Origin of the sequence: Rhizobium herbae, from assembly GCF_017873135.1 — a bacterium.
Classification (GTDB): Bacteria; Pseudomonadota; Alphaproteobacteria; order Rhizobiales; family Rhizobiaceae; genus Pararhizobium; species Pararhizobium herbae.
The window spans coordinates 255,463-281,584 of sequence record NZ_JAGGJV010000002.1; the positions used below are offsets into that span (position 1 = coordinate 255,463).

The window sequence follows — 26,122 nt, forward strand, 5'->3', positions numbered from 1 at the left end:
CGCAGCATCCAAACGTTGCCGGCGAAAGCCGCACCGGGAAACGAGAGAAATCATGAACGGCCCTTTTGAACAGCAGCCGGCCCGCAGCGTCGATTCTCCCGCGGAAGAAACGTCTGCGATTTCCGCCAACGGCAGTGCCTATGTGCTGGGGGAACAAATCGGTTTTTTTCTGCGGCAGGCAAACCAGCGGCATGTGGCGATCTTCGCCGATATGATCGCCGAAAAGCTGACGACGACGCAGTGGGCCGCATTGGTCAAGCTCAAGGATCTGCAGCCGTGTTCGCAGGGCAATCTCGGCCGTGAGACGGCGATGGATATGGCAACCATAAAGGGTGTTGTTGACCGCCTCGTCAAGCGCGGCCTCGTCAACACGGCGCCTGACGCCGTCGATGCGCGCCGACTGGTTCTGACTTTGACACGGGAGGGCGAGGATACGATCGCGCGGAATCTTGCGCAGGCACTGGACGTCTCGCAAAGGACGCTTGGCCCCCTTTCTCCTGCCGAACGCATGATGCTGATCGAGCTTCTCCAGAAAATCTGCTGAACGCCGGCCGTGGCCGGCAACTGTTACATTGCAAGACCAGTGAGGCGACCTTGAACACCGTTGATGATGACGAGTTGCAGTCTGTTGTCGCTATGATGACCGATGAGGAAAAGATCGATTTTGTCAGCGGCCACGGGCTCTGGAGGACCACGGCTATCGAGCGCCTTGGCATACCCGCAATCGTCATGACCGATGGGACCTATGGCGTACGGTATTCGACAACGCAGATCGATTCCGGCAGCGATCCGGAGGCCGCTCTTTCCGCTTTTCTTGCGGTGGTGAACCGGCGCGCCGAAGATGGTGGCGCAGGGATGTTCGGTGATACTCATCCGGCGACATGTTTTCCGAACGGCAATCTTCTCGGCTGCTCCTGGGATACTTCCCTTGCAGAGCAACTGGGACAGGCGCTGGCGGCCGAGTGCCAGGCTCTCGGTGTCGATCTGCTTCTTGGCCCCGGTATCAATATTCGCCGGACCCCGCTCGCCGGACGTGCCTATGAGTATTACTCCGAAGATCCGGTCGTCAGCGGTGATCTCGCCGCCGGTCTCATTCGTGGCCTGCAGGGCGCTGGTGTCGGAGCCTCGCTCAAGCACTTTGCCTGCAATAATTCCGAGATCGACCGAACCAATATGAGTTCGGACGTCGACGAACGCGCGCTTCGTGAAATCTACCTTGCCGGGTTTGAACGGGCGATTGCCAAAAGCGATCCCTGGACGGTGATGAGCGCTTACAATCCGCTGAATGGCGCGCAGGCCGCTGAAAGCCGATGGTTGCTGACGGACGTTCTGCGGGAGGAATGGGGCTATAACGGCGTGGTGATCTCGGATTGGCATGCGATCAAGGACCGGCCAGCGGCGGTCCATGCCGGCACCGATCTCGACATGCCGGAAAGCGGCCCGCGCAAGGCGCGGCTGCGCGCGGCCCTTCAGGCCGGACACCTGGACTGCGAGGCGCTGGACCGATCTTGCCGGCGTATTCTTTCGTTTGTCCGGAGCTTGGTTGGAAAACGCCGAGCGGTCGGGCCCGTCGATCTCGATCGACATCACGAACTTGCCCGCCGCATGGCTGCGGAATCGATTGTTCTCCTGAAAAACGATACAGCCGCGCTGCCACTCAAGGACATGGCGGGAAAACGCCTTCTCGTCGTTGGCACTGGAGCGATACAGCCGACAATCCAAGGGTCCGGCTCAGCAACCACAAATCCTTACCGTGTCGATGTTCCGCTGGATGAAATCCGTGCCCTTGCGGCAGAGGCGGCGATCGATTTCATGCCATTCGCTAAAAATGGCGGCGATCTCGGCACCCAGATTGCAGACGCGGTGGCCAAGGCGCGCCTTGCCGATATGGTCCTTGTCTTCGCCAATCATCGTACCGGCGACGAAGGCGAGGGCACCGACCGATCCGATATCAGCCTTGCCGATGGACAGGATGCACTGATCGAGGCCCTGACAAGCACGGGTTGCCGGACGATTGTCGCCCTGACCATGCCGGATGCCGTTGCCATGCCTTGGATTGATAAGGTCGATGCCGTCCTTGCCTGCTTCTATCCGGGGCAGGGAGGTGGCGCGGCTCTGGCACGGGTGCTTTTCGGCAAGGTGAATCCCAGCGGAAAGCTCTCCACGACGCTGCCGGTTAAGATTCAGGATATTCCGGGTTTCCATACTTATCCCGGCGAAAACGGCCATCATCTCTACAGCGAAAGCATTTTCGCCGGGTACCGCTACTATGATGTGCGTGCGGTGAAGCCGCTTTTTCCCTTTGGCCACGGTCTGAGCTACACCCACTTCGTTTATGGCGATCTTTCCGTCGATGCGGAAGCGGTCGTGCCCGGCTCGCCCGTAAGGCTGCAGTTCAAAGTCGGCAATACCGGAGAGGTCTTCGGTCAGGAAGTCGTGCAGATTTTCGTGCGCCCGATCGAGCCGGGACTGAAACGGCCAGTCCGCGAACTCAAGGCTTTTTCCAAGCATGCTCTTGCCCCGGGAGAAACAGCGACGGTGAATATCGAACTTCTGCCGCGCGACTTCCAGTATTTCGATACCGCAACCGGACGCTGGACCCTGCGGGCGACGGCGTTCGCAATCGAAGTTGCAGCCTCATCGCGCGATATCCGTCTGTCGCGGGTCCTGCCCTGCGTGCCGGAACCGACGCCCGCTCCGCGGATCAAGACAACGTCGTCACCCGCTATCGTATTCAGCCATCCGAAGGCGGAGCCGGCGCTGAAAGGCTTTATCGTTGAGCGGCTGAAGCTGGGCGAGGATGAAGCCCAGAAACTTATCGATGGAACGCGGCAATCCTTTTTCGGCTTCTACGATGCGCTCAGTTGGTCAATTGGTGAAAGCATTTCGGAGGGCGAGCTTGCGGTACTGTTTGATGCAATAAACGAAGATACATCACCAGAGCTGCGTTAATGACCGGGTTGTGCCGTTGGTTTTCAAGGTTATTGGTATTCGTGCGTCTATTGTTCGATCGCAATCAAGGCGGAGGAATTGAGCTTTGTAACTGTGCGCTTCATGATTTGATGGGCTAGCGATCAAAATTTGGGGGTGGCGAGCTATGTTTCGCCACCTGATACATGGGAACGGCCGGGGACTTCGGCTTGCGTGGCTGCAGGGGTTGCGCAAAAACCTTGGTCGGCGCTGGCGGTATTCCAGATCAACGCAAATCGGTGTGTAATTCCCTTATCAGTAAGCGCGATAAGGGCGCCATAGCGCGAGCCCGTTACTGTATCCGCCGCCCGCTTTCATCAAAGCGGTGGATATGCTCCTGCAGGAACTGAAACTGCAGCACTTCCCCCGGTTTCATCTTGTGGTCGCCATTGATGCGAATGATCAGCTCCCCAAGTTCGGAATCGATATAGGCGATGGTTTCGTTGCCGAGATGTTCGGCAAAGCGCAGTCGGCCCTTCCAGGCACCACGCTCGCCTAGCTCAATATGTTCGGGCCGGACACCAATCGTCTTCGCACCCTCTTTTGCGGCGGCCTCGCCGGTAATCAGGTTCATCCGGGGGGAACCGATGAAGCCTGCGACGAACAGTGTTTGCGGGCGGTTGTAGAGTTCCATCGGCGCACCGACCTGCTCGATTCTTCCCGCATTCATCACAACGATCTGATCGGCAAGCGTCATCGCCTCGACCTGATCGTGGGTCACGTAAATCATCGTCGATTTCAACCGCTCATGCAGATCGGCGAGTTCGACTCGCATCTGATTGCGCAGAGCCGCGTCAAGATTGGAAAGGGGCTCGTCGAACAGGAAAACGTCAGGGTTGCGGACAATCGAACGTCCGATCGCAACGCGCTGCCTCTGACCGCCGGACAGGGCTGCCGGCTTGCGCTTCAGAAGTGGCTTGAGATGCAGGATCTCGGCCGCCGCATCGACGCGTTTCTGCCGTTCCTCCGGTGGTGTCTTCGAAAGCCGGAGGCCGAAGTCGATATTCTGCTCGACCGTCATATGGGGGAAAAGCGCGTAGGATTGGAATACCATCGAGATGCCGCGCTTGGACGGCTCCTCATGGGTGACATCCCTGCCACCGATCGAAATCTTGCCACGGCTTGGCTCCTCAAGACCCGCCACCATGCGCAACAAAGTCGACTTTCCGCAGCCGGAGGGGCCAACAAGCACCGTGAAAGAGCCGTCCGGAACCGAAAGCGTCAAATCTGGGATCGTCTCGACTGCTCCGAACGTCTTGTTGATGTTGCTGAGTTCTACATTTGCCATGTTCTAGTCCTCCCAAAATTAAGTTTCAGCCCTTGACGGCGCCGCCCGTCAGGCCGGCAACGATGTATTTCTGCGCGGCGACGAAAAAGACGACGGCCGGCAGGATGGTGAGTGTGATGAACGCGAGAACCCTGTTCCATTCGACGAGGAATTCTCCACGGAACTGCATCATGCCGAGCGGCCAGGTAAACAGGTCGCGCGAGTTGATCACCACGAGCGGCAGCAGGAAGTTGTTCCAGCTCTGAACGAAGGCAAAGACGCCGACGGTGGCAAGGATCGGTGTCGAAAGGGGCAGGGTGAAGCGCCAGAAGAAGCGGATATAGCCGCACCCTTCAACATAGGCCGCTTCGAAGAGCTCCTTGGGCAACTGCTCGAAGAATGTCTTGAAGAGCAGGATGGAGAGCGACAGGCCAAACGCCGTCTGCGGCAGGATCACGGCCCAGTAGCTGTCGAGAAGGCCGAAGTCCCGCACCTTGATGAAGAGCGGAAGGATTGCCGTCGCGAACGGAAACACGAGTCCGGCCAAAAGGTAAGACATCATCATCCTGGAGCCGAAGAAGCGGATTTGCGCAAACACGTAAGCGGCTGCGGCCGCAACGATCAGCGTCAGGACGACCGTGGAGAGCGAGATGATCAGCGAATTACCCAGATATTTCCAGAAGCCCGGATCGTTGAGCAGTGCCGAATAGAATTCGGTGTTCCAGTGTGAAGGAAGGCCGAAGGGACTGGCCAGCAGTTCGCCATTCGTTTTGAAGCCGCCGAACACGGCGACTGTCAAAGGGCCGAGTACGAACGTTACGACAATCAGCAGGATCGCCAGACGCGCGAGCTGTGGAACCAAGCGAGCGTAGGTCATCACTTGCTCCTCCTGTTGGTTTGATACTGGTAAAAGATCGAGACCCCGACGGCGGCAAGGAAGAGCAAGACGCCGACAGCGCTACCGAAGCCGATCCGGTTGCGGGTGAGGCCGAAGCTGTAGAGATAGGTGACGATGGTGTGGGTCGAATTGGACGGCCCGCCATTGGTCAACGGAATGACCACGTCGAAGAGCTGCAGCGACCCGACGACGGCGAAAAAGGCGGAGACGCCGATTGCCGCCCCGATCAACGGCACCTGGACAAAGCGGACGACTTCCCAGCGCTTTGCGCCTTCGAGCCTTGCAGCCTCCAGAAGTTCCTTCGGAACGCTTTGCAAGGCGGCCACGAAAATCATCATGTGGAAGCCGAAATATTTCCACACCACCACGAGCGTGATGGCGAGAAAGGCCCAGTGGCGATCGGCGAGAATGAAGACGGGGTCCATCCCGAGTGACTTGAAAATGGCACTTGCGACGCCGGAATTGCCGTCGAAGACAAAGCTCCAGATCAATCCGGAGGCGATTTCCGCCAGGATGTAGGGCAGGAAGAAGACCAGCCGGAACAAGGTGTTCGCGGGCGTCTTCTCGTAGATCATCAGCGCAAGGCCGAGTGCGAGCGGCAGCTGGATGAACAGCGAAACGGCGAGCACGATCAGGGTGTTGCGAACGGACTCCCAGAAGATGCCGTGATTGAGGACCTGACGGAAATTGTCGAGGCCGACGAAATCGGTCGGTGTGCCGTATCCGTTCCATTTGAACAGGCTGTAGTAGGCCGCATCGAACAGCGGCAAGGCGACGAAGAGGGTGAACAGCAGCAAGGCTGGCGGCAGCAAGAGAAGGACTGCCTGGCCTTTGCTGGACATGAGATCGGCGAATATCGAACGGGACTTCCGGTTGTGTATGCTTGCTGCACTGGTCATGGCTTCGCTCCACTGGATGGGGCCGGCAGGTCAAACCTGCCGGCGACATGCGAATTTCAACGAACGGACCACGCATCCTGGACGGTTTTCGCGGCTTCTTCCGGGGTTGCCGCACCCTGGGCAATGTCTGCTGCGGCATCGTTGACGGTCGCCCCAACGTCCGACCCCAACGCCTGATCGAGGAAGATCTGGTGGAAGCTGGACGCGACCAGGGCGGCCGACATCTGCTTGAAGAAGGGATTGCTCATCCGGTCGTCCGCACCCTTGGTTACGGGAATGAAGAGACCCTCAGCACCGGCTTCTGCCTGGTTTTCCCTGCTGGAGAGATATTTCAGGAATTCGACCGCTTCGGGCTTCGCACCGGCGACCACGGCAAACCCATTGATGCCGCCGAAGGTATCGGTTGCCTGCCCGGCACCACCGGCAACCACCGGGAACCGGACAGTCGCCATCTTTTCGTCAGGGATACCCTTGCCTGTGGCGGAGTTCTGCTTGGCTGTGCCGTAATCCCAGTCACCCATCAGGTGGAAGATACCCTTGCCGTCGCCGAACATGCCCGTCGCCTGCTCGAAGGTTGTGTCCATGAAACCCGGCTGGAAGGGTTCGAGATCGAGAAGTGCCTTGAAGTCCTCTCCCGCTTTAATGAACGGTGCCGACGCAAAACCATCGCCTTCTCCTGCAATGGCCGCAGCCAGTCCGTCCTTGCCCGCCTCGCGCACCATCAGGTAGCCGTAATAGAAGTGCAGCGGCCACTTGTCCTTACCTCCGGCGAGGATCGGCGTAACGCCGGCTGCCTTCGCCTTTTTGACCGCCGCGAGGAAGTCATCCCAGGTCTTGATGGCGCTCAGATCGATGCCAGCCTTGTTGGCGAGGTCCGTATTGGTCCAGAACACAACCTCATTGGCGTTGGTGGGTATGCCGTAGACCTTGCCATCGACGGTGAACGCCGCAAGGCTCGCTGCCGACAGGCTATCCTCCCATTCCGGCGACATCACCGCGGTGATATCCTGCAAGACCCCGGCTTCAGCCTGCTGCGCCAGCACGCCGCCGGCCCAGCTGTAGATCAAGTCGGGTTTCGCGTCGGATTGCAGAAGCATGCTCAGCTTTTGCTTATAGGCTTCGTTGGCGAGGTATTCGAACGCGATGTCGACGCCGGTATGCGTCTTCTCGAATTCACTGACGACCTGATCGTAATAGGCCTTTTCGTTGGCCGGTACTTCCGGGCGCAGAATGTTGACGGTCGTCTGCGCCAGCACGGTGGACGCAGAAAGCGACAGAAAAAGCGCGGTATTCCTGAGCATGCGTATTGAAAGGTTCATGTACTTCCTCCTCAAGCAGGGCAGACGGGGATCGTCCACCAGAACAGTCAAAAACGGATTGTGTTGATCGAGCGCGCGGGCAGGGTGAACGTTGCCGCCTCCTCTCCAAGAGACAGGGGGACGTTGCGAGGCGCATCGCTTGGATTCTGGATGACGAAGATGGTCGTGCCGTCAAGATTGCGGAAGGCAAGCGCGTTTGCCGCCATCGCCCCCACGGTGGCAAGCACCTTGGCGCCCGGACGCACGAAGGCGCTGAAGTGCTTCATCACGTAGAATTCGGGGTTGTAGATCACGGCCAGGTTTTCAGGATCGATGGTGATCATCGAGTTCTGCTGCCAGCCCCAGGTACTCTCGCCCTGCGGCTCAAGAACCATGTTCCAGTAGACATAGGCTTCAGTGCCGTTTGAAACATAGTGCTGGATCAGGTCGAAGACGTGGTGAGCATGGTCCCATGTGTTGGCGCCATCGCCGCATTCGTTCTCGGTCTGAATGATCGGCAGGTCCGGAAATGCCTGACGCGTCCGCTGGACAGCGTGTTTTCCGGCCCATTGAAATCCGGCCCCGGTGATGTAGGCCGCCGCCTCGGCATCGGAAAAGATCGTGCCGGCCCACGCATTGAAGTCGCCCCGTTCGATCGTACCCGCCCAGATTTCCGTCTTCAGGCCGGCGGCCGAGAATGCCGGTCCGAGATCATCGCGGATGAAGTCGCGCATCTTGGCTCCGGTCCAGATACAGGACGGGAACTTCTGGTCGGAATTCGGTTCATTCTGGACATGTACGGCGTCGATCGGAATGCCAATGTCGCTGTAAGCCTGGACGAAACGGACGAAATAGTCGGCATAGGCCTTACGGTATTCCGGCTGCCAGACAAGCGTGCCGTAGTTGTAAGCCTGCGGGAATTTCATCCAGGTCGGCGGGCTCCAGGGCGAGGCAAAGAGGGTCAACTCTTCGCCCCGCATTTCCCTGGCCGCCTCGATAAACGGGATCAGATATTGATGGTCGCGTTCGATGGAGAAATCAGCCATGGCGAAGTCGCCAGCCGTTTCGTTGTGGCTGTACCAGATTTCCGAATAGTCGTTCGCGCCGATCGGCAAGCGGCAGTAGTTGAATGCACAGGCGTCCTTGGAGAAAAGGTCCGCGAGGATGGTTTGGCGCGCATTGTCGTCGACAAGCTGGAGTGCCTTCCAGCCCAGTTCGTTGAAGCAGCCACCAAAGCCTTTGAAATTCTCAAGGATGGGTGTGCCAGTGGTCAACGCCGGACCGCGCATGGCACTGAGTGGCTGGTCGATTGACTTGGCGACCCATTGCTCTGCAGGAGATGTTGAAATCCAAGAAATCGTCATTGTCTCGTTCCACCTTGGGCGCGCAGAAATCCATGGCGTGCGAAAGGGATCGCACACCACATCCGGCGCATATGTGCCTGAATATGTTCGTGTCTGCGGGTAGGCCCGCGATTTTCTGGAAGACTGTCTGGACTCCTCCCAGACGCCAATCGGCTGTGCTACAGCAACAGGAGACTGATCCTCGCGGGCTTTATAGTTCAGCATGGGGATTATGGCAAGACTTTTTTCACTTAATGAAATAAGATGGGCGCATGGCACTTAAAGTCGATCAAGGCACCGCAAAAGCACTCAACCGGAGACTGGCCCTCAATCTCCTGCGCCGGGAAGGGGGCTTGAGCCGCGGGGAGCTGGCCGCAAAGACCGGCCTTAGCAATGCCGCAATAACGGGACTGGTCTCCGAGCTGATCGAGGAGGGGTTTCTGAAAGAGGGTGAGAGTACCCAAAGCACGGGCGGGCGCAAACCGGTGCTGGTCGAGCTCGACTACGCCGCACGATATTCGATCGGCCTCAAGCTGATGTCTGACCGCGTCGAAGCGGTGCTTACGGATCTTTCCACAGAGCCGCTGGCCGCCACGGTGGTCGCACTGTCAAACGTGGAGCCAGAAACCGTGGCGGAAGCATCCAGGCAGGCGGTCCAACAATTGATCCCAGACAGCGATCTGCGCAGTGAAAAGCTCATCGGCGTGGGGCTTGCGATGCCCGGATTGATAGACGTCGAACATGGTGTCTGTCGGATCTCCCACCGGTTCGGTTGGCACAACGTTCCGATTGCCTCCCTCCTTGCCGAGCAGGTTCATGTTCCTGTTTGGGTTGATAACGATGTCAATGCTTTCGCCATCGCCCAGCAACTGTTCGGCGCGGCACGCAGGCGTTCTTCGGCGCTCGTGCTGATCATCGGCACGGGTGTTGGGTCGGCGCTGATTTTCCATGGGCAAATCCATCGTGGCGCGCGCTTCGCGGCTGGTGAAATTGGCTTTGCCGTCGATGGCGGCGGGCTGAAAACGGACACATTTGCGAACTGGAGCCATCGGTTTTCGGAGCCGGCCATCGAAAGGCAGTGGGCGGAACTGTGTGCCACGAGTGCGGGGCAGAAACCGGTCAAATTGCAGGAAGCAGCAGAATCCGGGGACCCGCAGGCAGTCGAACTCCTGGGGTCGATCGGCCGCGACATCGGTATCCGCCTCGTCGGCATGATCGACCTGGTCGACCCGGAAGTGGTCATTGTTGGCGGGGAAGCCATTCGGTTTGGAAAGGCTTTGATTGATCCGATGATCGAAGCCGTCAAGCAGTACAGCTTTGAAGTGCCGCCGCCGATCGAGATCGACTGGGAGAACAACATCTGGTCGCGTGGGGCTTCCGCCCTTGCGATCCAGAAATTCTTCGATTTCGAAAGTGCGGACGGGGTGGCCTGAGCCAAACGCATTGCATACTGCTCGGGAGAGCTTTCACACAGTTGCACCCCCTCGACGTCGTGGTCGACGGCATTGCAGGGAGAGACATCCGCGGATCGATGCCCCACAACGACCCGCACGACTAGGGCATGAATCTTCGCAAGAAGGGCGCGCCGCCAACCCAAGACGATCATCATTGATTTTGGATGAAGAAGGGGGAGAGAATGTGTGAGCCGGCACCATTCAATGGGGTGCTAAAACAATGGATGCTCAGAAACGCCACGATTTTAGCACTTTGATTCTTCTCACCAACCGGGTGTTGGTTACCGTTCGAACTTAAGGCCGAAAAAGAGTGGGCCGCCGATGGTGGCACCCCAACTCCAACTCGCATGGAAACGATTCGATTAGTTACGCCGCTCTTTCTTCTGCTGCGTTCGGTCTCCACTTGATGAGCCGGCCTTCCAGCACATCGAGAATTCGGTCGATGATGAGGACGAACATGGCCAGGATGATGATGCCGGCGAACACGCCGACCGCGTCGAAGTTGCCTTCCGCCTGCGCGATCAGATAACCAAGCCCTGCAGAAGAGCCGAGATATTCGCCAATGATGGCGCCGACCACCGCGAAGCCCACAGACGTGCGAAGGGAGGACAGGATCCAGCTGGCCGCTGCCGGGAAATAGACGTGCCGCAACAGATCGGAACGTTTGGCCCCGAGGATCTTTGCATTTGCGAGGACCACCGGATTGACTTCGCGCACGCCCTGCATCGCGTTGAAGAAGGTGATGAAGAAAACGAGCGTTACGGCAAGCGCCACCTTCGACCAGAGGCCAAGTCCAAGCCAAAGAACGAAAATCGGCGCCAGCACGACGCGCGGAATGGCGTTCAGACCCTTGATGAACGGGTCCAGAATCCGCGCCGCGCTGCGGCTGAGACCGAGCCATACACCGGCGGCGACACCAAGACCCGTGCCGATGATGTAACCCAGCACAGTCTCCGTCAGGGTTATCGAGACATGCTTGTAAAAGCCCGGGTCAACGATCCAACTGACGATCTGGTTGAAGATATCGAGTGGCGCCGGGAAAAAGAAAACATCGATGAAGCCGGCGGTCACGCCGAGCTGCCAGCCGCCGAGGATAAAGACCAGCATACCGAGCTGGATAATGCGTTCAGTCACGACGTTCATAGCTTTTCTCCACTTCGCCGCGCAGGGAAGCCCAGATATTGCGATACAGATCCATAAAGCGTGGATCGAGTTTGATCTCAGCCACATCCCGTGGCCGCTCGAGATCGACCGGGAAACTCTCGATGACCCGCGAACGAGGGCCGGCGGCCAGAATGGCGACGCGGTCTCCCAGCGCGATTGCCTCTTCAAGGTCGTGCGTGATCATGACCACGGCGCGACGTTCTTCCTGCCACAGGCGCAGCAACTCATTCTGCATGAGGTGCCGCGTGTGGATGTCGAGCGCGGAGAAGGGCTCGTCCATCAGGATCACCTTCGGACCGGCAATGAGGGCTTGCGCCATCTGGACACGTTTGCGCTGGCCACCGGAGAGTTGATGCGGATAGCGGTGTTCGAAGCCCTTCAGCCCGACCTTGGCAAGCCAGCTCATCGAACGCTCGCGGCGCTCGGTGGATCCGACACCCCTGAACATCAGGCCGAGCTCGACATTCTCGATCGATGTCTTCCACGGCAGCAGCGCGTCCTGCTGGAAGAGATAGCCGATGTCGTTCTGCACGCCCTTGACCGGCGTGCCGTCAATCGACACCGTTCCACTCGCGGGTTTCAAAAGTCCTGCGATCGCATTCAAAATGGTGCTCTTGCCGCAACCGGTAGGGCCGACGATGGCGAGAAACTCGCCATCGGCAACCGTGAGGTTGACGTCCTGCACCGCGACATAGGAACCAAACGACATTGTCACGGCGTCGATCGATACCATCGACTTTGCGTTTTGCTGTCCCGCCGGGGCAGGCATGGGGTTTACGACAGCCAAAGACATGGCCTCCTCCTCGGATCAGTTGGTGGTCTTATCCGTTACCTTGTCCACGAAAGCGTTCGTGTAGGTTTTGGAAAGATCGATTGTTGCGGCAGCAACCTTTTCATTGAAGCTCTTGAGAACGGCCAACGGCGTTTGCGTGTCGGTCTGGCTGAATGTGCCGTCCACCGAGAAGATCGGTTTGGCATTCTGGACGGCCTTCACATAGGTGTCCCGGTCGCCGGAGATGAATTCTTTCGGCAGTTTTTCGACGATCTCTTCAGCGCTATGTGTGTTCATCCATGCCAGTGCCTTGACGGTGGCGTTCGTGACCTTCTGGATGGTTTCCGGGTTCTCGTCGATATAGGCCTGGGTCGCATAGAGGACGGAGGTCGGATAAATTCCGCCATAGATCTCCTTGGCACCCTCGTCGCTGCGGGCGTCGATCAAAATCTTGCCGACACCCTTGGCTTCAATAAAGGTCGCCGCGGGATCGTAGTTGACCAGAAGATCGACTTTCCCCTGCTCGAGTGCCGCGACTGCGGCCGCGCCGGAACCGACGCCGATCAGCGAGATATCGTCGGCCGAAAGATTGTTGCGCTGCAGGTAGTAGCGCACGAAGAAGTCGGAAGATGATCCCGGTGCGGTGATGCCGATCTTCGCGCCCTTGATCGTTTCCGGTTTGGTCGGATCGAAGGACGAGTTTTTCCCGCCGGCCAGAACGAGGCCAGAATTGCGCGCAAGCTGGACAAAGCCGACCACCGCCTTGTTCTGCGACTGCATCTGGATCGTATGATCGTAGAAGCCGACAGCAATATCCGTGGAGCCGGCAACAAGCGCCTGCAGCGTCTTGGAGCCGCCAGATGCGAAGTTTTCGACGGTCACCTCAAGACCTTCCTTCTCGTAGAGACCCAGGCCAGCTGCGACCGGGAAGGGCAGGTTGTTGAGGTTGTAGGACCCGACGCTGATGCGGACGGGTTCCGCAAAAGCCGAACCGGCGAAAGCGACCGTTGTCGCAAGGGCGAGTATGAGTTTACGCATGTGTATTCCTCCCTGATGCGTGGCGCCCTCCCGGCAACCACTTTCGATTATGCCGCGCAAACCATTTGCACGATAGGTTTTGCAAAGACCCGACCCTCGAAGAGACGTCGGGCCGTCCGCAGGATTCCGGCGACTGTCTTGCCGTCGCGGGTATCCAGTTTCACTTCCAAACGACCGCTTGGATGTTCCAGAACGAGGACGACCGGCGGCTTGCGGTCGCCGATCAGCTGCGCGGCGACGGTTCCGTCGCTGATGCAGGCCGTGGCAATCCCAACCGCGCCGGTCGTGGCGAGAGACGGGTGGCACTGGTGCGGCATGAAATAGCGCACCCGGAGATCGCCGCCCTTGTTGGGCCTGGAGATCAGCACCGGTTTTGGCGTCACCTGATTGCTGACATCGCCCATGCCCATGCGCCGGCCGGCCTCAAGCCTTAGCGTTTCGAGCCGCTGCAGCAATGTGCCGTTGGCATTGAGCTGGGCAGCCGTTTCATTGCCCGTCACACCGAGGGCGGCGGCCTCGATCAGCATCATTGGCATCGCGCAATCGATGCAGGTCACATCGATGCCATCGATCCTGTCGCGCGGGTTGCCGGTGGGGAAAAGCTTGCCGGTGCGTGCCCCGGCCGCGTCCATGAAGGTCAGCGCGATCGGCGCAGCATTGCCGGGCACGCCGTCGATCGAGGCATCTCCCATATAGGCAACGCCGCCATCGGGGGTCGGAACCTCCGCTTCGATCAGTTTGCCGGTATTGACGTTGTGAATGCGCACGCGGGTTACGCCCGTCACCGCCTTGACCAGGCCGGCCTCGATCGCGAACGGCCCGACGGCCGCCAGCATATTTCCACAGTTGGGTGAAGTATCCACGAGCTGCTGATCGATGCGGACCTGGGCGAACAGATAATCCACATCCGCATCGGACACGGTTGCCGGGCCGACGATGGCAACCTTGCTGGTGACGGGGTTGCCGCCGCCGATGCCGTCAATCTGCAAAGGATGACCAGACCCCATGACCGAAAGCAGGATCTGATCGCGTTCACGCTCATCCGACGGAAGGTCGGATGCGAGAAAGAACGGTCCTTTGGAGGTGCCGCCTCGCATCAGAACGCAGGGAATGGAAATCAGGTCGTTCATGGTTGTGTCCGCATACTGATGTGATTTAAATATCAATCAGCTTCTTTGTTGCAGTAAGCGGCAAAACCATTGATATGTGAAATGCGAATATCAGAGGGAATGATGCGTTATGAGCATTAATTGCGAGATATTGGATCTCCGCGCGTTTCTATCGGTCGTCGAACTGGAAAACTTCCACCGCTCTGCCGAAGCGCTCAATCTGTCACAGCCGGCACTCAGCCGTCGAATTCAGAAGCTGGAGCTGGCAATCGGGGCGCCCTTGCTCGAGCGCACGACGCGTCATGTCTCGACAACCGCCCTTGGCGCGGAGCTGATCCCCCTGGTACGGCGCATGCTTGAGGAGTTCGACACGTCGCTGTTTGCGGTGCGCGATGTCGGGTCCCAGCGCAGCGGCCTTGTGACGATCGCATGCCTGCCGACGGCTGCTTTCTATTTTTTGCCGACCGTCATCAAGCAGTTCAGCGCCGAGTATCCCAATATTCGTTTTCGCATTCTCGATCTGCCCGCCACCGACGGGCTTCAGGCAGTCGCCCGCGGGGAAGTCGAGTTCGGCATCAATATCATGGGCTTTTCAGATCCCGACCTCATCTTCGAGAGGCTCATCGAAGATCCATTCGTATTGGCGGCACGCAAGGATCATCCGCTGGCGGCGAAAAGCGAGCTCGAATGGGACGATCTGGCGCCCTATCAACTGATCACGGTCCACCGCTCAAGCGGTAACCGTACCCTTCTTGACGCAGCATTGGCGAAATCGAACCTGAAGCTGCGCTGGTCCTATGAGGTCACGCATCTCTCGACATCGCTTGGTTTGGTGGAGGCCGGGCTTGGAATTTCGGTTCTGCCGAAACTCGCTACGCCACAGGAAGAGCACCCGTTCCTCGTCACGAGACCTATTCGCAATCCCGAAATCTCACGAACGATCGGCATCGTACGACGTCGCGGCGGGACGCTTTCGCCTGCGGCGGAGCGCTTCATGACAATGTTGATTGGGACCTGGGCCGAAGGAAGCTGAGGGCCTGGTCGCAAACTTTTCTTGAGTGTGCAGTTATCTCGTAAGCGGCTGCGATTTCACGCTTTGTCAGCCTTTTTGAGTCCGAAGATGCGCGCCAGCAAATCATTCTGGTCATTGATGGACCAGCCTCCGGAAAAGCCGAAGCCCTTCCTCAACCATAGCATCGCCCCGAAACCGGCGATGGTCAGTCGCGCTGTGTTGAGAGTTTGAAAGCCGCCAATTTTTGGCATGTTTTTTTCACCCGGAAATGGTCACTCTCGATGCCTTGCTGCAGGTGTTTGATAAGATAAAGAACGGGGTCGGGATGCAGGAGGCCCTCATCGACAGATGTTTTGATGGTCGAAGGAAAGGTACCGGCTCCGTCGGTGCCGATTTTGCCGGGTGACGGCAGCGGTTCGTCCTTTAGCATCTTGCGGAAGAAGCGCTTGGCGGCATCCAGATCGCGCTTTGCTGTGAGCAGGAAATCGACGGCGCTGCCGTGTTTGTCGATAGCCCGAAAAAGATAGCGTCATTGACCGCGGATTTTCACGTAGGTTTCGTCGATGCGAACGGATCCACAGTGTGGCTTCCTGAACCGGCGGAGCCGCTTTTCGAGCATTGGCGCGTAGGCAAGGGCCGATCTGTTGATGGGACTATGATCCATATCGAAGCCGCACTCCTTAGCGTCCTACCGGGCGATCTTCAGAAATCGGGCTCGAGCCGTCGTCGAATCGATCATGGGAGTTTGGCCATAGCCTTTTTCAGAATGTTGTTTTGCCGGTGTGGCAACAAACTGATCTTCCAGCTCGATGGGCTTTCGAGCAAGCCGAGATTTGGCTGTCGTGAGATCTTCTGTTCGCAAGGAGGTGACAATCAACTCCCGACCAAAGGTCCGCGCCAGATCGCGCGGCACCCGCATTCGGCAATAGAAGGTGCCGTTTCGCACCATAAGCCGTTCAGGCAATATTTTCATGCTTTGAATGCCTCGACTATAACAAACACTGTTACAGCTGGGACATTACTGACTAGCACAAAAGTCCTTGAATTAAATCAAGGACTTAGAATGGAATGGTGCCCAGAAGAGGACTCGAACCTCCACACCCTTTCGAGTACCAGCACCTGAAGCTGGCGCGTCTACCAATTCCGCCATCTGGGCGACGGACGGGGATGTAAGCGGCTCGCGTGCAGGTGTCAACAGGGTTTTTGAAGTTTTCGTGAAAAGGTCTGCGGAAAGCCAAATAAACCGTTGGGCTGCAACGGTTTTCCACGAAAATGATTTCGGGCCGGGTCGTTTTGCGATCGGCCTCAGCCGCATTGCCGGGCAAAGGCGCGGATGCAATCGAGGCCCTGTTCGAGCAGCGTCTGCGCCTGATCGGCGGTTTCCGCTTCGACATAGCAGCGCATCTCGGGGGCATTGCCCGAGGGGCGGAAATGGATAACGCTCCGATCGGTCAGCGTTACCCGCAATCCATCGATGTCGCTGATGGATTGCGGCTTTCCTATGGGGGCGAGAAAGGCGGCGAGATTGTCCGCGCCGCCGCGCAGATAGGCCATCAGCGCGGCGCTTGTCTCAATTGGGAAATTCTCGATCCGGTCGCTCAGCGCCACCGGCAAGGCATAGCCCGCTGCAAGCGCCGAGAGAGGCTTGTGGCTGCGCGCGGCGAACGATAGCACCGCAAGCACCGGCAGGAAGCTGTCGCGCGTCGGCAGGCCCCTGAGCAGGGTGCCGTTGAGGGTGAAGTCGGTGGCGGTCAGCGTGCCGCCATTGGCCTCGAAACCGACGACGCCCGTCTGGCCGCCGGCAACGGCCTCCAGCATGCCCGCGATGACGAAGGGCGAGCCGACGCGGGTACGCAGGATGGAAAGGCCCTGCTGGCGCTCCAGGCCGGAATTGGAGGTGACCGGCGTGACGGCGATGGAAGCCCCCGTAAACTGGGCGGCAATCAGGCCCAGCAGATCGCCGCGCAAGGGCAGGCCGGTCTCGTCGCTGACGAGCGGCCGGTCGCCGTCGCCATCGGCCGAGACGATGGCATCGAGCCCGTATTCTCCAGCCCAGGCCTTGAGCAGTTCGATCGTTGCCGGGGACACGGCTTCCGTATCGACGGGAATGAAATCGGCGGAGCGGCCGAGCGGGAGGACATCCGCGCCATAGTGGGCGAGTACCTCGACGAACAGATCGCGTGCCACCGTGCTGTGCTGGTAGACGCCGATCTTCAGGCCGGACAGTGCGCCGGGCGGCAGGATCGCCGTGTTGCGGGCAAGAAAAAGCGCAATCGCGGGTTCGGAATGATTGTCAGCCGTTCCCGGCGTCGCGTCGATGGGGGTGGATTGAGCGATGATTTTGGCCGCCGCAGCGCCGATCGCCTCTTCATCGGCCTTGGCGATCTCGCCGTCCGGACGGTAGAATTTGATGCCGTTGCGGTCGGCGGGGATGTGCGAACCGGTGATCATCAGGCCAGCGGCATTCCTTTCCAGGCCATAAAGCGCCAGCGCAGGTGTCGGCACGGTGCCGCAGTCCAGCACGGTCAGTCCGGCACGGGTCAATGCGCCGGCGCAGATGGCAGAAATCTCCGGGCTCGAGGCGCGGAAGTCCCGGCCAAGCAGGATCGGATCGCCGGATCTGACCTGACCGGAGGACAAAAGATAGTGCGCGAAGGCGGTCGCGTAGATGGCCGCGGCGGGACCGTTCAAGTCCGTGGACAGGCCGCGCAGGCCGCTGGTGCCGAATTTCAAACTCAATCTATTCTCCGTCTGGTTGACAGGATTTTGATAATCGGGCGAGTGACTCGCAGGGAATATTGGCGCATTCTACCCGTTTGGTAGGGGTTGGACGTCGAATGACGCCAAATTTGCAGTCGGGCAATAAACGAAACAACGAATAAAACAAAAACACTGGCCGTAATATGAAACAGGGACACCAACCGAAGCAAACCCTTTTGGGAGAAATGAGGAGACAAATGGCGGGATTTCGAAGTTTCGTTATTGGCTGCGTGCTGAGCGCCGCCTCCATCATGACACCTATGGCCTCCGCGCAGGCGGTGCCGCTGGCGGTGCCGGACGTCAAGGTGGCGCATCAGTCCGATGTGCAGACCGTCACCCATCGCGGCCACGGTCATTATCGGCCGAGACCTTACTATCGGCCGTATTACAGCCATCGGCGCTACTATCGCCCGGGCTATCGTGTCTATGTAGCGCCACCGGTGGTTTATCGCCGCGGTTACGGCGGGTCGCATGTGGAGTGGTGCCTGTCCCGGTATCGCTCCTACAATCCGTCGACCAATCGCTTCCTGGCGTATGGTGGCGTCTATCGAATCTGCCGTTCGCCTTACCGGTGAGCCGGCGTTTCATGTCGAAGACGGCGGGGATTTTCCCCGCCGTTTTCGTTTTTGCAAACACGTCTCCGCAAAACCTATCCCGCCAGTGCGGTGTAAGCCCATAGCAGCATAGCGTAACGCGCTGCCTTGCCGATCGTTACATAGAGGAGGAAGACCGGAAAAGGCGTGCGCAGCAACCCGGCCGCAAGCGTCAGCGGATCGCCGATGACCGGCAGCCAAGAGAAAAGCAGGACAGGCCTGCCGTAGCGGCCAAACAGTACCTCGGCTCTCTGCCGGTTGGCTGGGCCGACGGGAAACCACCGCCGATGCTCGAAGCGCAGCAGAAAGCGGCCAAGTGCGAAATTGACTATGGCTCCAAGCACGTTGCCGATGGTCGCGGCCAGGAAGAGCTCGAACAGCCGGGCGTCCGGCTGCCCGGCCGCAAGGACCAATGCCGCTTCGGACACGCCGACCAGCAAGGTGGCCGAGAGGAAAGCGGCGCTGAAGACGCCGAAAAGAAGTCCTGCCGTCAAGGCATCAGGTCCGGTCCGTATGGCCGAGATCGCGCCCGGGTTCGATCACGTCGCGCACACGCTGCTTCAATTCCTTCGGACCGGGAAAGCCGCCGTCGCGCTTGCGTTCCCAGATCAGCACCGCGCCGACGTGGATTTCGAAATTGCCGCCGGTGCCCGGAACGAGCGCGACCTCGCCCAGGCTGTCGCCGAAGGTGGAGAGCAGCTCCTGTGCCATCCAGGCGGCGCGCAGCAGCCAGTTGCACTGGGTGCAGTAGAGGATGGAGATGCGCGGCTTTTCGGTCATGTCGGCTTCCGGTGTGATTTTGCAAAGACGATGGTATCTCCCCGCCGCATGTGCGGCAACCACGGGCGATGACGATCGCCTCACGAAAATGTCAACTAAATTTATCATGTTTTAAAGGGGCGGACCTTGCCTCGTGCCATTTCCGCAGCAAGAAAATGCGGCATTGCGAAAATTCAAAGGAAACGACATGACCGACATCACATCCGTCCGCCCACCTGCCATGGTGCCCGCCCTGCAACGGCTCTATCTGCCGTTCGACACGACGGCGGAAACGCTTTTGCGTGTCATTGCCGGCGTGCTTCTGGTGACGCATGGCTACGGCAAGATCATGAACCCTTTCGGCGCTGTCGGCATGGTCGAAGGGCTCGGCTTTTACCCCGGCGTCTTCTGGTCGCCGCTTCTTGCTGCCACCGAGTTCTTCGGCGGCATCCTGGTCGCGATCGGCCTGTTCACCCGCCCGGCGGCCTTCGCGGCGATGATCGTGCTGCTGGTGACGGTCTATTTCCACGGTATCGTTCAGGGCGAGGGTCTCGGTGGTGCCGAGAAATCGATCCTCTGGGCAGCCATCTTCCTGTTCTTCGCCGTTCGCGGATCGAATGCGCAGTCGGTGGACGCCAAGCTCGGCCGGCAGATCTAAACATTCGCGCTGCGGTCCCGATCGGCCGCAGCGCTATTCCCCGACTTTCAGGGGCAGTGGCTTGTAGTTGTCGATCTCGACTCGTCCCGCCGCGATCAGATCGATGGGCTCCCCGTCCGCCGTACCCGTGGCGGCAACGATGTCGAACCCTTCCACATTGCAATCGGTCTCGATCTTGGCCGTACTTCCCGCATTGACCGACGACCCGCCGAGTACGTCGAACGTGACGGTTTCATCCGGCAGTTCCGTGTTGCCGGTCGCCGTATTCTCCGGATCGAACCGTGGCCGCAGCGTCAGCGAGATGTTCGTCAATTCCTCGCCGCTCTCCAGCACGGCAAAGTCATAGGCGCAGTAGCCCTGACCGCCAAACCAGGAAAACGTGTTGATCAGGGTGATGGCGAGGAAATTGGCGAACATCTAAAAACCTTCCGAACGGATGAGTCCGGCATCGTAGACGCTGCCGCCCGCAGCCACCATGGCCATTTTCAGGCGGATGATGTTCTGCGTCGAATTGCGAAAGCGGCGAAAATGGCGATCGAGATTGCTATTGCCAGGAATACCGGCCCGACGGCGGAATAGGCGGGCGCACATCCTTCTTCGATCATGTAAGCGAAGATCACGTCATCACGCGGCATCAAGATTTCCGAGAGGCCGATCAGTCCGAGGAAAAGCGACAGGCCCAACAAGACGCCGGCTTTCGATGTCGTCAGATAGAGGCCGACAAAGAACACGACCAGCCCGCCGATCGGTCCTACCACAATCATCAGAAATTCCGACGCAGCGTTCACCGGAGCAAGATCGCTGTAGTCGAATTTGTAGGCCTTATCGCAGACCTCAGCCAGTATCGGGCCTGTAGCAGACAGCAAAATGGCGGCTGAAGCCGCCATTCTGAAGATTGATCTTGTCAGCCCGAAAGCCATTACAGCGTGCGGGTGATGTGCTCGACGCGGAAGCACTCGATGGTGTCGCCGGCGCGGATGTCTTCGTAATTCTCGAAGGCCATGCCGCATTCCTGACCCATCGGCACTTCGGAGACTTCGTCCTTGAAGCGCTTGAGGGTCTTGAGCTTGCCTTCGTGGATGACGACGTTGTCGCGCACCAGACGGACACCTGCACCACGTTCGACCTTGCCTTCGATGACGCGGCAACCCGCGACCTTGCCGGTCTTGGTGATGTTGAACACTTCCAGGATTTCGGCATTGCCGAGGAAGGTTTCGCGGCGTTCCGGCGACAACAGGCCCGACATCGCTGCCTTCACGTCATCCACCAGATCGTAGATGATGTTGTAGTAGCGGATCTCGATGCCGGCGCGTTCCGCGGCCGCACGGGCCTGGACGTTGGCACGGACGTTGAAGCCGATGATCGCAGCATTCGAGGCTTCCGCCAGCGAGATGTCGGATTCGGTGATCCCACCAGCACCCGAATGCACGATACGGGCCCGGACTTCGTCGGTTCCCAGCTTGTCGAGTGCGCCGGCAATGGCTTCGATCGAGCCCTGCACGTCGCCCTTGATGACCAGCGGGAATTCCTTGAGGCCGGTATTCTGCAGCGTCATCATCATCTGTTCGAGCGAGCCGCGCTGGCCGGATGCACGGGCAACGGCCTTGTCGCGGGTGAGCCGCTGACGATATTCGGAGATCTCGCGGGCACGGCTTTCGTTTTCGACGACGGCGAACTTGTCGCCTGCCTGCGGCGTACCGGAAAGACCGAGAACCTCGACCGGGGTCGCGGGGCCTGCGGACTTCACATGCTCACCCTTGTCGGTGACGAGCGCGCGCACGCGGCCCCACTGGTCGCCGGCAACGATGATCTGGCCCGGGGTCAACGTGCCCTTCTGGACAAGAACGGTCGCGACCGAACCGCGGCCGCGATCGAGCTGGGCTTCAACAACGGTGCCTTCGGCACTGCGATGAGGATTGGCCTTGAGGTCGAGGATTTCGGCCTGCAGCAGGATGGCTTCGAGCAGCTTGTCGAGGTTGAGGCCGGTCTTGGCCGAAACTTCGACGTCGAGCACTTCACCGCCCATGGTTTCCACGAACACGTCGTGCTGAAGCAGCTGGTTGCGAACCTTCTGCGGATCGGCTTCGTGCTTGTCGACCTTGTTGATCGCCACGATGATCGGAACGCCGGCTGCTTTCGCATGGGCGATCGATTCGATCGTCTGCGGCATGACGCTGTCGTCGGCTGCGACCACGAGGATCGCGATATCGGTCGCCTGGGCGCCACGGGCACGCATCGCCGTAAAGGCGGCGTGGCCGGGTGTGTCGATGAAGGTGATCTTGTGACCGTTCTGCTCGACCTGATAGGCACCGATATGCTGGGTGATGCCACCCGCTTCGCCCGAAACCACACTTGTCTTGCGGATGGCGTCGAGCAGCGAGGTCTTGCCGTGGTCGACGTGACCCATGATGGTGACAACAGGCGGACGCGAAACCATGTCGCCTTCGTCGTCCGCGCTGTTGAAGAGACCTTCTTCGACGTCGGATTCAGAGACGCGCTTGACCGTGTGGCCGAATTCGCCCGCGATGAGTTCTGCAAGGTCGGCGTCGATGACGTCGCCCGGCTTCATCATCTGGCCTTCCTTCATCAGGAACTTGATGACGTCGACGGCCCGTTCGGACATGCGCTGCGACAGTTCCTGAATGGTGATGGTTTCCGGCAGGATCACTTCGCGCATGACCTTTTCGCGGGTTTCCTGCATCTGGCTGCGGCGGAACTTCTCCTGCCGGCGGCGCATGGCGGCCATCGAACGGCCGCGCGGATTGCCGTCGTCGTCGAGAGCGGCAGTCAGCGTCAACTTGCCCTTACGGCGCTCTTCCTCGGTCTTCGGACGGGCAGGGGCCTTTGCAGGCTCCGGACGCACGACCTTGCCGCGCACCGGTGCGGTGGCGCCACGGTTCGGGCGGGCCTCTTCCTCTTCCTTTTCCGTTTTGCGACGAACACCAAGCGGCGGCGTGACCGTCGCTGTGGTCGCGGGCTGTGCGGCCTGCGCACGGGCCTGATCTTCCGCCTTGCGGGCGGCAACGGCTGCGGCTTCCGCTTCGGCGGCCTGGGCCGCCTCGACAGCTGCCTTCTCGGCTTCGCGTTCCGCAGGTGTGCGGGCTGCTTCTTCAGCGGCGCGGCGGGCTGTTTCGGCCTGCTCAAGCTTCAGGCGCTCGGCTTCCTCGGCGGCACGACGTGCCTCTTCGGCGGCGCGGCGCTTGGCGTCTTCGGCGTCGCGGATCTGGGCTTCGGCCAGCGCACGGCGGCGGGCGTCGATCTCACCGGCCGACAGCTGGTTGAGAACCACGCCGACACGCGGGCGGTTGTTGTTGTCCTGGCGGTTGTCCTGCTGGCGCGGCTGCTGTTGCTGCGGCGCAGGGCGCGAAGGCTGTTGCTGCTGGACGGGTGCCGGGCGCGGTTCTGGAGCGCGCACCACAGGGGCAGGTGCCGCAACGATCGGAACGACCGGCTTTTCGTCTTCCGGCCGCATCGGCCGCCGCTTGCGCGTCTCGACCACGACTGCCTTCGTCCGCCCACGACCCATGTCCTGGCGAACTGTTCCCTGACTGACCCCGGAGGGCTTCAGGGTCAGCGTCTTCTTGGCTCCGCCGAATGTCTTGTCGTCGTTGTTGTCGGTCATTCCGTTCCGTTCCTAAGATCAGGGCCGGATGCGTATCACCAGACCCCGCCGTTCAATTTCTGTTCTGCAATCGCGGCTGTTCCGGCCTGCGCCGGTGACCCGCGTCATTGTGTCGGCAAGCCAGATTCGGCGCCAACGGCTCGAGCGGGGACGGTTCCCCGGTATCTTTCGAGCATGTTTGCGCGCTTCACTACACCCTCACCCGCCTGCCCTGCAAGCGCGCAAGCATGGATAAAAGCATTCTGGCCTAAAAGCCCGTCCATTTCCGCTTCGGTGAAGAAGCGGAAGGAGGGTATTTCCTGTCCGTCATCGACGACAAAGCTCATCGCCTTGCGCGCCTGGTCTATCTTGCGCACACCGTCCGCAGCGGCATCGACCGCATGGAAGGTGGCGAGCGCCGCAAGTCCGCGCACTGCCTGTTCGACTTTCGAGGCGCCGCTGACGAACTGCGCGGCCTTGCGCGCCAGGTTCATCATGCCACCAAGCTGTATCGACAGCAGCCGATCGACTTCGTCGGCAAGTTCCGGTCCGGCGATCACATCCGCCTTCTTGAGGCCGCGGACAAACAGCTTCTTGGCTATCGCCTTCTCCAGCACCGCCCGTTCCGCCGTCACCCAGCAGCCCCGTCCGGGCAGCTGTTTCTTCAGATCGGGCACTACCCGGCCGTCCGGGCCGGCGACAAAGCGGATCAGCGTTTCCGGCGTTCCGCTCTGCCGTGTCACGATGCACATGCGGCCATTCACTGCTTCACCATCGATGTCCCCCACAGGGTCCTTGTCTTCAATCAACATGGCGGTGTTCAAGCAGCAACATCTGTTCGGATCACGATCAGCAACGCCCTATCAGGCGTCCTGTTCCGCGCCTTCCACGACTTCGAGGGCTTCTTCTTCACGCGCCAGGTCTTCCTCGGTGATCCAGCCGGCCGCGAGACGCGCCTGCAGGACCATGCGTTCGGCCTCGACGCGCGAGACTTCGAGCTTGGAGAACAGGCCTTCGAACTTCTTCGTTTCGCCGTCCTTGCGCTCCGACCAGCCAACGAGGTCGTCGGAGGCGCAGCCTGCAAAGTCTTCCATCGTCTTGATGCCGTCTTCGCCCAGCGCCACCAGCATCTGGCTGGTCATGCCGTTGATCGTACGCAGTTCGTCGGAAACGCCGAGTGCGACGCGCTTGGCATCCAGTTCGCCTTCCAGCCGCTCGAGATATTCGCGGGCGCGGGTCTGCAGTTCGCTGGCGGTATCGTCGTCGAAGCCTTCGATCGAGGCGATTTCGTCGAGCTCGACATAGGCAAGCTCTTCGACGGCGGCAAAGCCTTCCGACGCCAGAACCTGGCCAACCATTTCGTCGACGTCGAGAGCTTCCATGAACAGCGCTGTGCGTTCGTTGAATTCCTTCTGGCGGCGTTCCGATTCCTCGGCTTCCGTCATGATGTCGATGTCCCAGCCGGTCAGCTGCGAGGCGAGGCGGACGTTCTGGCCGCGGCGGCCGATGGCCAGCGACAGCTGTTCATCCGGAACCACGACTTCGATGCGCTCTGCATCCTCGTCGAGAACGACCTTGGACACTTCGGCCGGCTGCAACGCGTTGACGATGAACGATGCCGGGTCTTGGCTCCACGGAATGATGTCGATCTTTTCGCCCTGCAATTCGCCGACAACGGCCTGGACGCGCGAACCGCGCATACCGACGCAGGCGCCGACCGGATCGATCGACGAATCGTTCGAGATGACGGCGATCTTGGCGCGCGAACCGGGGTCGCGGGCAACGGAGCGGATCTGGATGATGCCGTCGTAGATCTCAGGTACTTCCATGGTGAAGAGCTTCACCATGAACTGCGGATGGGTCCGCGACAGGAAGATCTGCGGGCCGCGCTGTTCGCGGCGCACGTCGTAGACATAAGAGCGGACGCGGTCGCCGTAGCGCATGTTCTCGCGCGGGATCATTTCGTCGCGGCGGATGATGCCTTCGCCACGGCCGAGATCGACGATGACGTTACCATATTCGACGCGCTTGACCGTGCCGTTGACGATTTCGCCGATGCGGTCCTTGAACTCGTCGAACTGGCGGTCACGCTCGGCTTCGCGCACCTTCTGGACGATGACCTGCTTGGCCGACTGGGCGGCGATGCGGCCGAAATCCATCGGCGGCAGCGGGTCGGCGATGAAGTCGCCGATAACAGCGTCCGGGTTACGGTCACGTGCAAGCTCGAGCGGGATCTGCGTCGCGTAATCCTCGGCGACCTCGACGACTTCGAGCAGGCGCTGAAGGCGGATTTCGCCGGTCTTGGAATTGATGTCGGCGCGGATGTTGCTCTCCGAACCATAGCGCGAGCGCGCCGCCTTCTGGATCGCGTCGGCCATGGCGGCCAGAACGATTTCGCGGTCGATCACCTTTTCGCGCGCGACGGCATCCGCGATCTGCAGAAGTTCGAGCCGGTTAGCACTCACTGCCATATTAAAGTCTCCGTCTGATTGCCGGGGCCTCGTATCGAGGCGTCCCGCGCCCATAA

23 protein-coding genes, 1 tRNA gene and 3 pseudogenes are annotated in these 26,122 nt (G+C 59.8%); 6 read left to right on the forward strand and 21 right to left on the reverse strand.

The window, feature by feature from the left end:
- Positions 1 to 52 precede the first annotated feature (52 nt).
- Positions 53 to 544: a MarR family winged helix-turn-helix transcriptional regulator gene (locus tag J2Z75_RS06520; RefSeq protein ID WP_209849501.1), complete on the forward strand. Its 492-nt coding sequence runs from the start codon at positions 53 to 55 to the stop codon at positions 542 to 544.
- Between the two features lie 92 nt (positions 545 to 636).
- The gene (locus J2Z75_RS06525) at positions 637 to 2,952 is read left to right on the forward strand and encodes a beta-glucosidase family protein (RefSeq protein WP_209850634.1); all 2,316 of its coding nucleotides are present in this window, start codon (positions 637 to 639) and stop codon (positions 2,950 to 2,952) included.
- A gap of 310 nt (positions 2,953 to 3,262) precedes the next feature.
- Here the strand turns inward: J2Z75_RS06525 and J2Z75_RS06530 are convergent, their stop codons facing one another.
- From J2Z75_RS06530 to J2Z75_RS06550, 5 genes are read right to left on the reverse strand one after another with little or no spacing between them, the layout of a single operon-like run.
- Positions 3,263 to 4,258, reverse strand: a complete 996-nt coding sequence (locus J2Z75_RS06530; RefSeq protein WP_209849505.1) for an ABC transporter ATP-binding protein — start codon at positions 4,256 to 4,258, stop codon at positions 3,263 to 3,265.
- Between the two features lie 25 nt (positions 4,259 to 4,283).
- Positions 4,284 to 5,114 (reverse strand): carbohydrate ABC transporter permease, encoded by an 831-nt coding sequence (locus tag J2Z75_RS06535; RefSeq protein ID WP_112858187.1) that lies wholly within the window; start codon positions 5,112 to 5,114, stop codon positions 4,284 to 4,286.
- On the reverse strand, positions 5,114 to 6,034 hold the full coding sequence (locus J2Z75_RS06540; RefSeq protein WP_209849508.1) for a carbohydrate ABC transporter permease: 921 nt from the start codon (positions 6,032 to 6,034) through the stop codon (positions 5,114 to 5,116). The genes J2Z75_RS06535 and J2Z75_RS06540 overlap by 1 nt, the downstream gene beginning before the upstream one ends.
- Positions 6,035 to 6,090: 56 nt before the next feature.
- Complete coding sequence (locus tag J2Z75_RS06545; protein ID WP_209849511.1) at positions 6,091 to 7,353, reverse strand: extracellular solute-binding protein; 1,263 nt, start codon at positions 7,351 to 7,353, stop codon at positions 6,091 to 6,093.
- A gap of 47 nt (positions 7,354 to 7,400) precedes the next feature.
- Positions 7,401 to 8,696, reverse strand: coding sequence for a glycoside hydrolase family 30 protein (locus J2Z75_RS06550; RefSeq protein ID WP_209849513.1), 1,296 nt, complete (start codon positions 8,694 to 8,696; stop codon positions 7,401 to 7,403).
- 251 nt (positions 8,697 to 8,947) lie between these two features.
- On the opposite strand from J2Z75_RS06550, the gene J2Z75_RS06555 reads away from it, so the two are divergent.
- Complete coding sequence (locus J2Z75_RS06555; RefSeq protein ID WP_209849515.1) at positions 8,948 to 10,108, forward strand: ROK family transcriptional regulator; 1,161 nt, start codon at positions 8,948 to 8,950, stop codon at positions 10,106 to 10,108.
- Between the two features lie 387 nt (positions 10,109 to 10,495).
- Here J2Z75_RS06555 and J2Z75_RS06560 read toward each other — a convergent pair whose 3' ends face one another.
- From J2Z75_RS06560 to J2Z75_RS06575, 4 genes are read right to left on the reverse strand one after another with little or no spacing between them, the layout of a single operon-like run.
- On the reverse strand, positions 10,496 to 11,272 hold the full coding sequence (locus J2Z75_RS06560; RefSeq protein WP_194730311.1) for an ABC transporter permease: 777 nt from the start codon (positions 11,270 to 11,272) through the stop codon (positions 10,496 to 10,498).
- Complete coding sequence (locus tag J2Z75_RS06565; RefSeq protein ID WP_407692742.1) at positions 11,256 to 12,086, reverse strand: ABC transporter ATP-binding protein; 831 nt, start codon at positions 12,084 to 12,086, stop codon at positions 11,256 to 11,258. The genes J2Z75_RS06560 and J2Z75_RS06565 overlap by 17 nt, the downstream gene beginning before the upstream one ends.
- Before the next feature lie 15 nt (positions 12,087 to 12,101).
- The gene (locus J2Z75_RS06570; RefSeq protein ID WP_209849518.1) at positions 12,102 to 13,103 is read right to left on the reverse strand and encodes an ABC transporter substrate-binding protein; all 1,002 of its coding nucleotides are present in this window, start codon (positions 13,101 to 13,103) and stop codon (positions 12,102 to 12,104) included.
- Positions 13,104 to 13,150: 47 nt separating this feature from the next.
- Positions 13,151 to 14,233 (reverse strand): 4-oxalomesaconate tautomerase, encoded by a 1,083-nt coding sequence (locus J2Z75_RS06575; protein ID WP_209849520.1) that lies wholly within the window; start codon positions 14,231 to 14,233, stop codon positions 13,151 to 13,153.
- Positions 14,234 to 14,342: 109 nt separating this feature from the next.
- On the opposite strand from J2Z75_RS06575, the gene J2Z75_RS06580 reads away from it, so the two are divergent.
- On the forward strand, positions 14,343 to 15,245 hold the full coding sequence (locus J2Z75_RS06580) for a LysR family transcriptional regulator (RefSeq protein WP_209849525.1): 903 nt from the start codon (positions 14,343 to 14,345) through the stop codon (positions 15,243 to 15,245).
- A 56-nt stretch (positions 15,246 to 15,301) separates the two neighbouring features.
- Here J2Z75_RS06580 and J2Z75_RS06585 read toward each other — a convergent pair.
- The 4 genes and pseudogenes from J2Z75_RS06585 to J2Z75_RS06600 form a co-directional block, all read right to left on the reverse strand.
- Positions 15,302 to 15,903, reverse strand: a pseudogene (locus tag J2Z75_RS06585) (IS6 family transposase); the annotation flags it as partial.
- A 9-nt stretch (positions 15,904 to 15,912) separates the two neighbouring features.
- Complete coding sequence (locus J2Z75_RS06590; RefSeq protein WP_209849528.1) at positions 15,913 to 16,197, reverse strand: DUF6538 domain-containing protein; 285 nt, start codon at positions 16,195 to 16,197, stop codon at positions 15,913 to 15,915.
- A 96-nt stretch (positions 16,198 to 16,293) separates the two neighbouring features.
- A tRNA-Leu gene (locus J2Z75_RS06595) sits at positions 16,294 to 16,380 on the reverse strand.
- Between the two features lie 149 nt (positions 16,381 to 16,529).
- A complete protein-coding gene (locus tag J2Z75_RS06600; protein ID WP_209849530.1) occupies positions 16,530 to 17,963 on the reverse strand; it encodes a phosphomannomutase in 1,434 nt (477 codons plus the stop codon).
- A gap of 272 nt (positions 17,964 to 18,235) precedes the next feature.
- Between J2Z75_RS06600 and J2Z75_RS06605 the strand changes: the two genes are divergently transcribed.
- The gene (locus tag J2Z75_RS06605) at positions 18,236 to 18,559 is read left to right on the forward strand and encodes a BA14K family protein (RefSeq protein WP_407692743.1); all 324 of its coding nucleotides are present in this window, start codon (positions 18,236 to 18,238) and stop codon (positions 18,557 to 18,559) included.
- Positions 18,560 to 18,633: 74 nt separating this feature from the next.
- Here J2Z75_RS06605 and J2Z75_RS06610 read toward each other — a convergent pair whose 3' ends face one another.
- The gene (locus J2Z75_RS06610) at positions 18,634 to 18,990 is read right to left on the reverse strand and encodes a YqaA family protein (protein WP_407692748.1); all 357 of its coding nucleotides are present in this window, start codon (positions 18,988 to 18,990) and stop codon (positions 18,634 to 18,636) included.
- Positions 18,991 to 19,075: 85 nt separating this feature from the next.
- Positions 19,076 to 19,357: a SelT/SelW/SelH family protein gene (locus tag J2Z75_RS06615; protein WP_209849536.1), complete on the reverse strand. Its 282-nt coding sequence runs from the start codon at positions 19,355 to 19,357 to the stop codon at positions 19,076 to 19,078.
- Positions 19,358 to 19,544: 187 nt separating this feature from the next.
- Between J2Z75_RS06615 and J2Z75_RS06620 the strand changes: the two genes are divergently transcribed.
- Positions 19,545 to 19,994 (forward strand): DoxX family protein, encoded by a 450-nt coding sequence (locus J2Z75_RS06620; RefSeq protein ID WP_209849539.1) that lies wholly within the window; start codon positions 19,545 to 19,547, stop codon positions 19,992 to 19,994.
- 33 nt (positions 19,995 to 20,027) lie between these two features.
- Here the strand turns inward: J2Z75_RS06620 and J2Z75_RS06625 are convergent, their stop codons facing one another.
- The 6 genes and pseudogenes from J2Z75_RS06625 to nusA all read right to left on the reverse strand — a co-directional run bounded on the left by J2Z75_RS06625 (position 20,028) and on the right by nusA (position 26,066).
- On the reverse strand, positions 20,028 to 20,411 hold the full coding sequence (locus J2Z75_RS06625; RefSeq protein WP_209849542.1) for a hypothetical protein: 384 nt from the start codon (positions 20,409 to 20,411) through the stop codon (positions 20,028 to 20,030).
- Positions 20,412 to 20,479: 68 nt separating this feature from the next.
- Positions 20,480 to 20,914 (reverse strand): hypothetical protein, encoded by a 435-nt coding sequence (locus tag J2Z75_RS06630; RefSeq protein ID WP_209849545.1) that lies wholly within the window; start codon positions 20,912 to 20,914, stop codon positions 20,480 to 20,482.
- Positions 20,914 to 22,998, reverse strand: a pseudogene (infB, locus tag J2Z75_RS06635) (translation initiation factor IF-2); the annotation flags it as partial. The pseudogene infB and the gene J2Z75_RS06630, both read right to left, overlap by 1 nt.
- 42 nt (positions 22,999 to 23,040) lie before the next feature.
- Positions 23,041 to 23,616 (reverse strand): annotated as a pseudogene (locus J2Z75_RS29660) (translation initiation factor IF-2 associated domain-containing protein); the annotation flags it as partial.
- A 104-nt stretch (positions 23,617 to 23,720) separates the two neighbouring features.
- Complete coding sequence (locus J2Z75_RS06640; RefSeq protein WP_209849551.1) at positions 23,721 to 24,407, reverse strand: RNA-binding protein; 687 nt, start codon at positions 24,405 to 24,407, stop codon at positions 23,721 to 23,723.
- Between the two features lie 51 nt (positions 24,408 to 24,458).
- Positions 24,459 to 26,066: a transcription termination factor NusA gene (gene nusA, locus J2Z75_RS06645; RefSeq protein ID WP_209849554.1), complete on the reverse strand. Its 1,608-nt coding sequence runs from the start codon at positions 26,064 to 26,066 to the stop codon at positions 24,459 to 24,461.
- Positions 26,067 to 26,122: the final 56 nt, after the last annotated feature.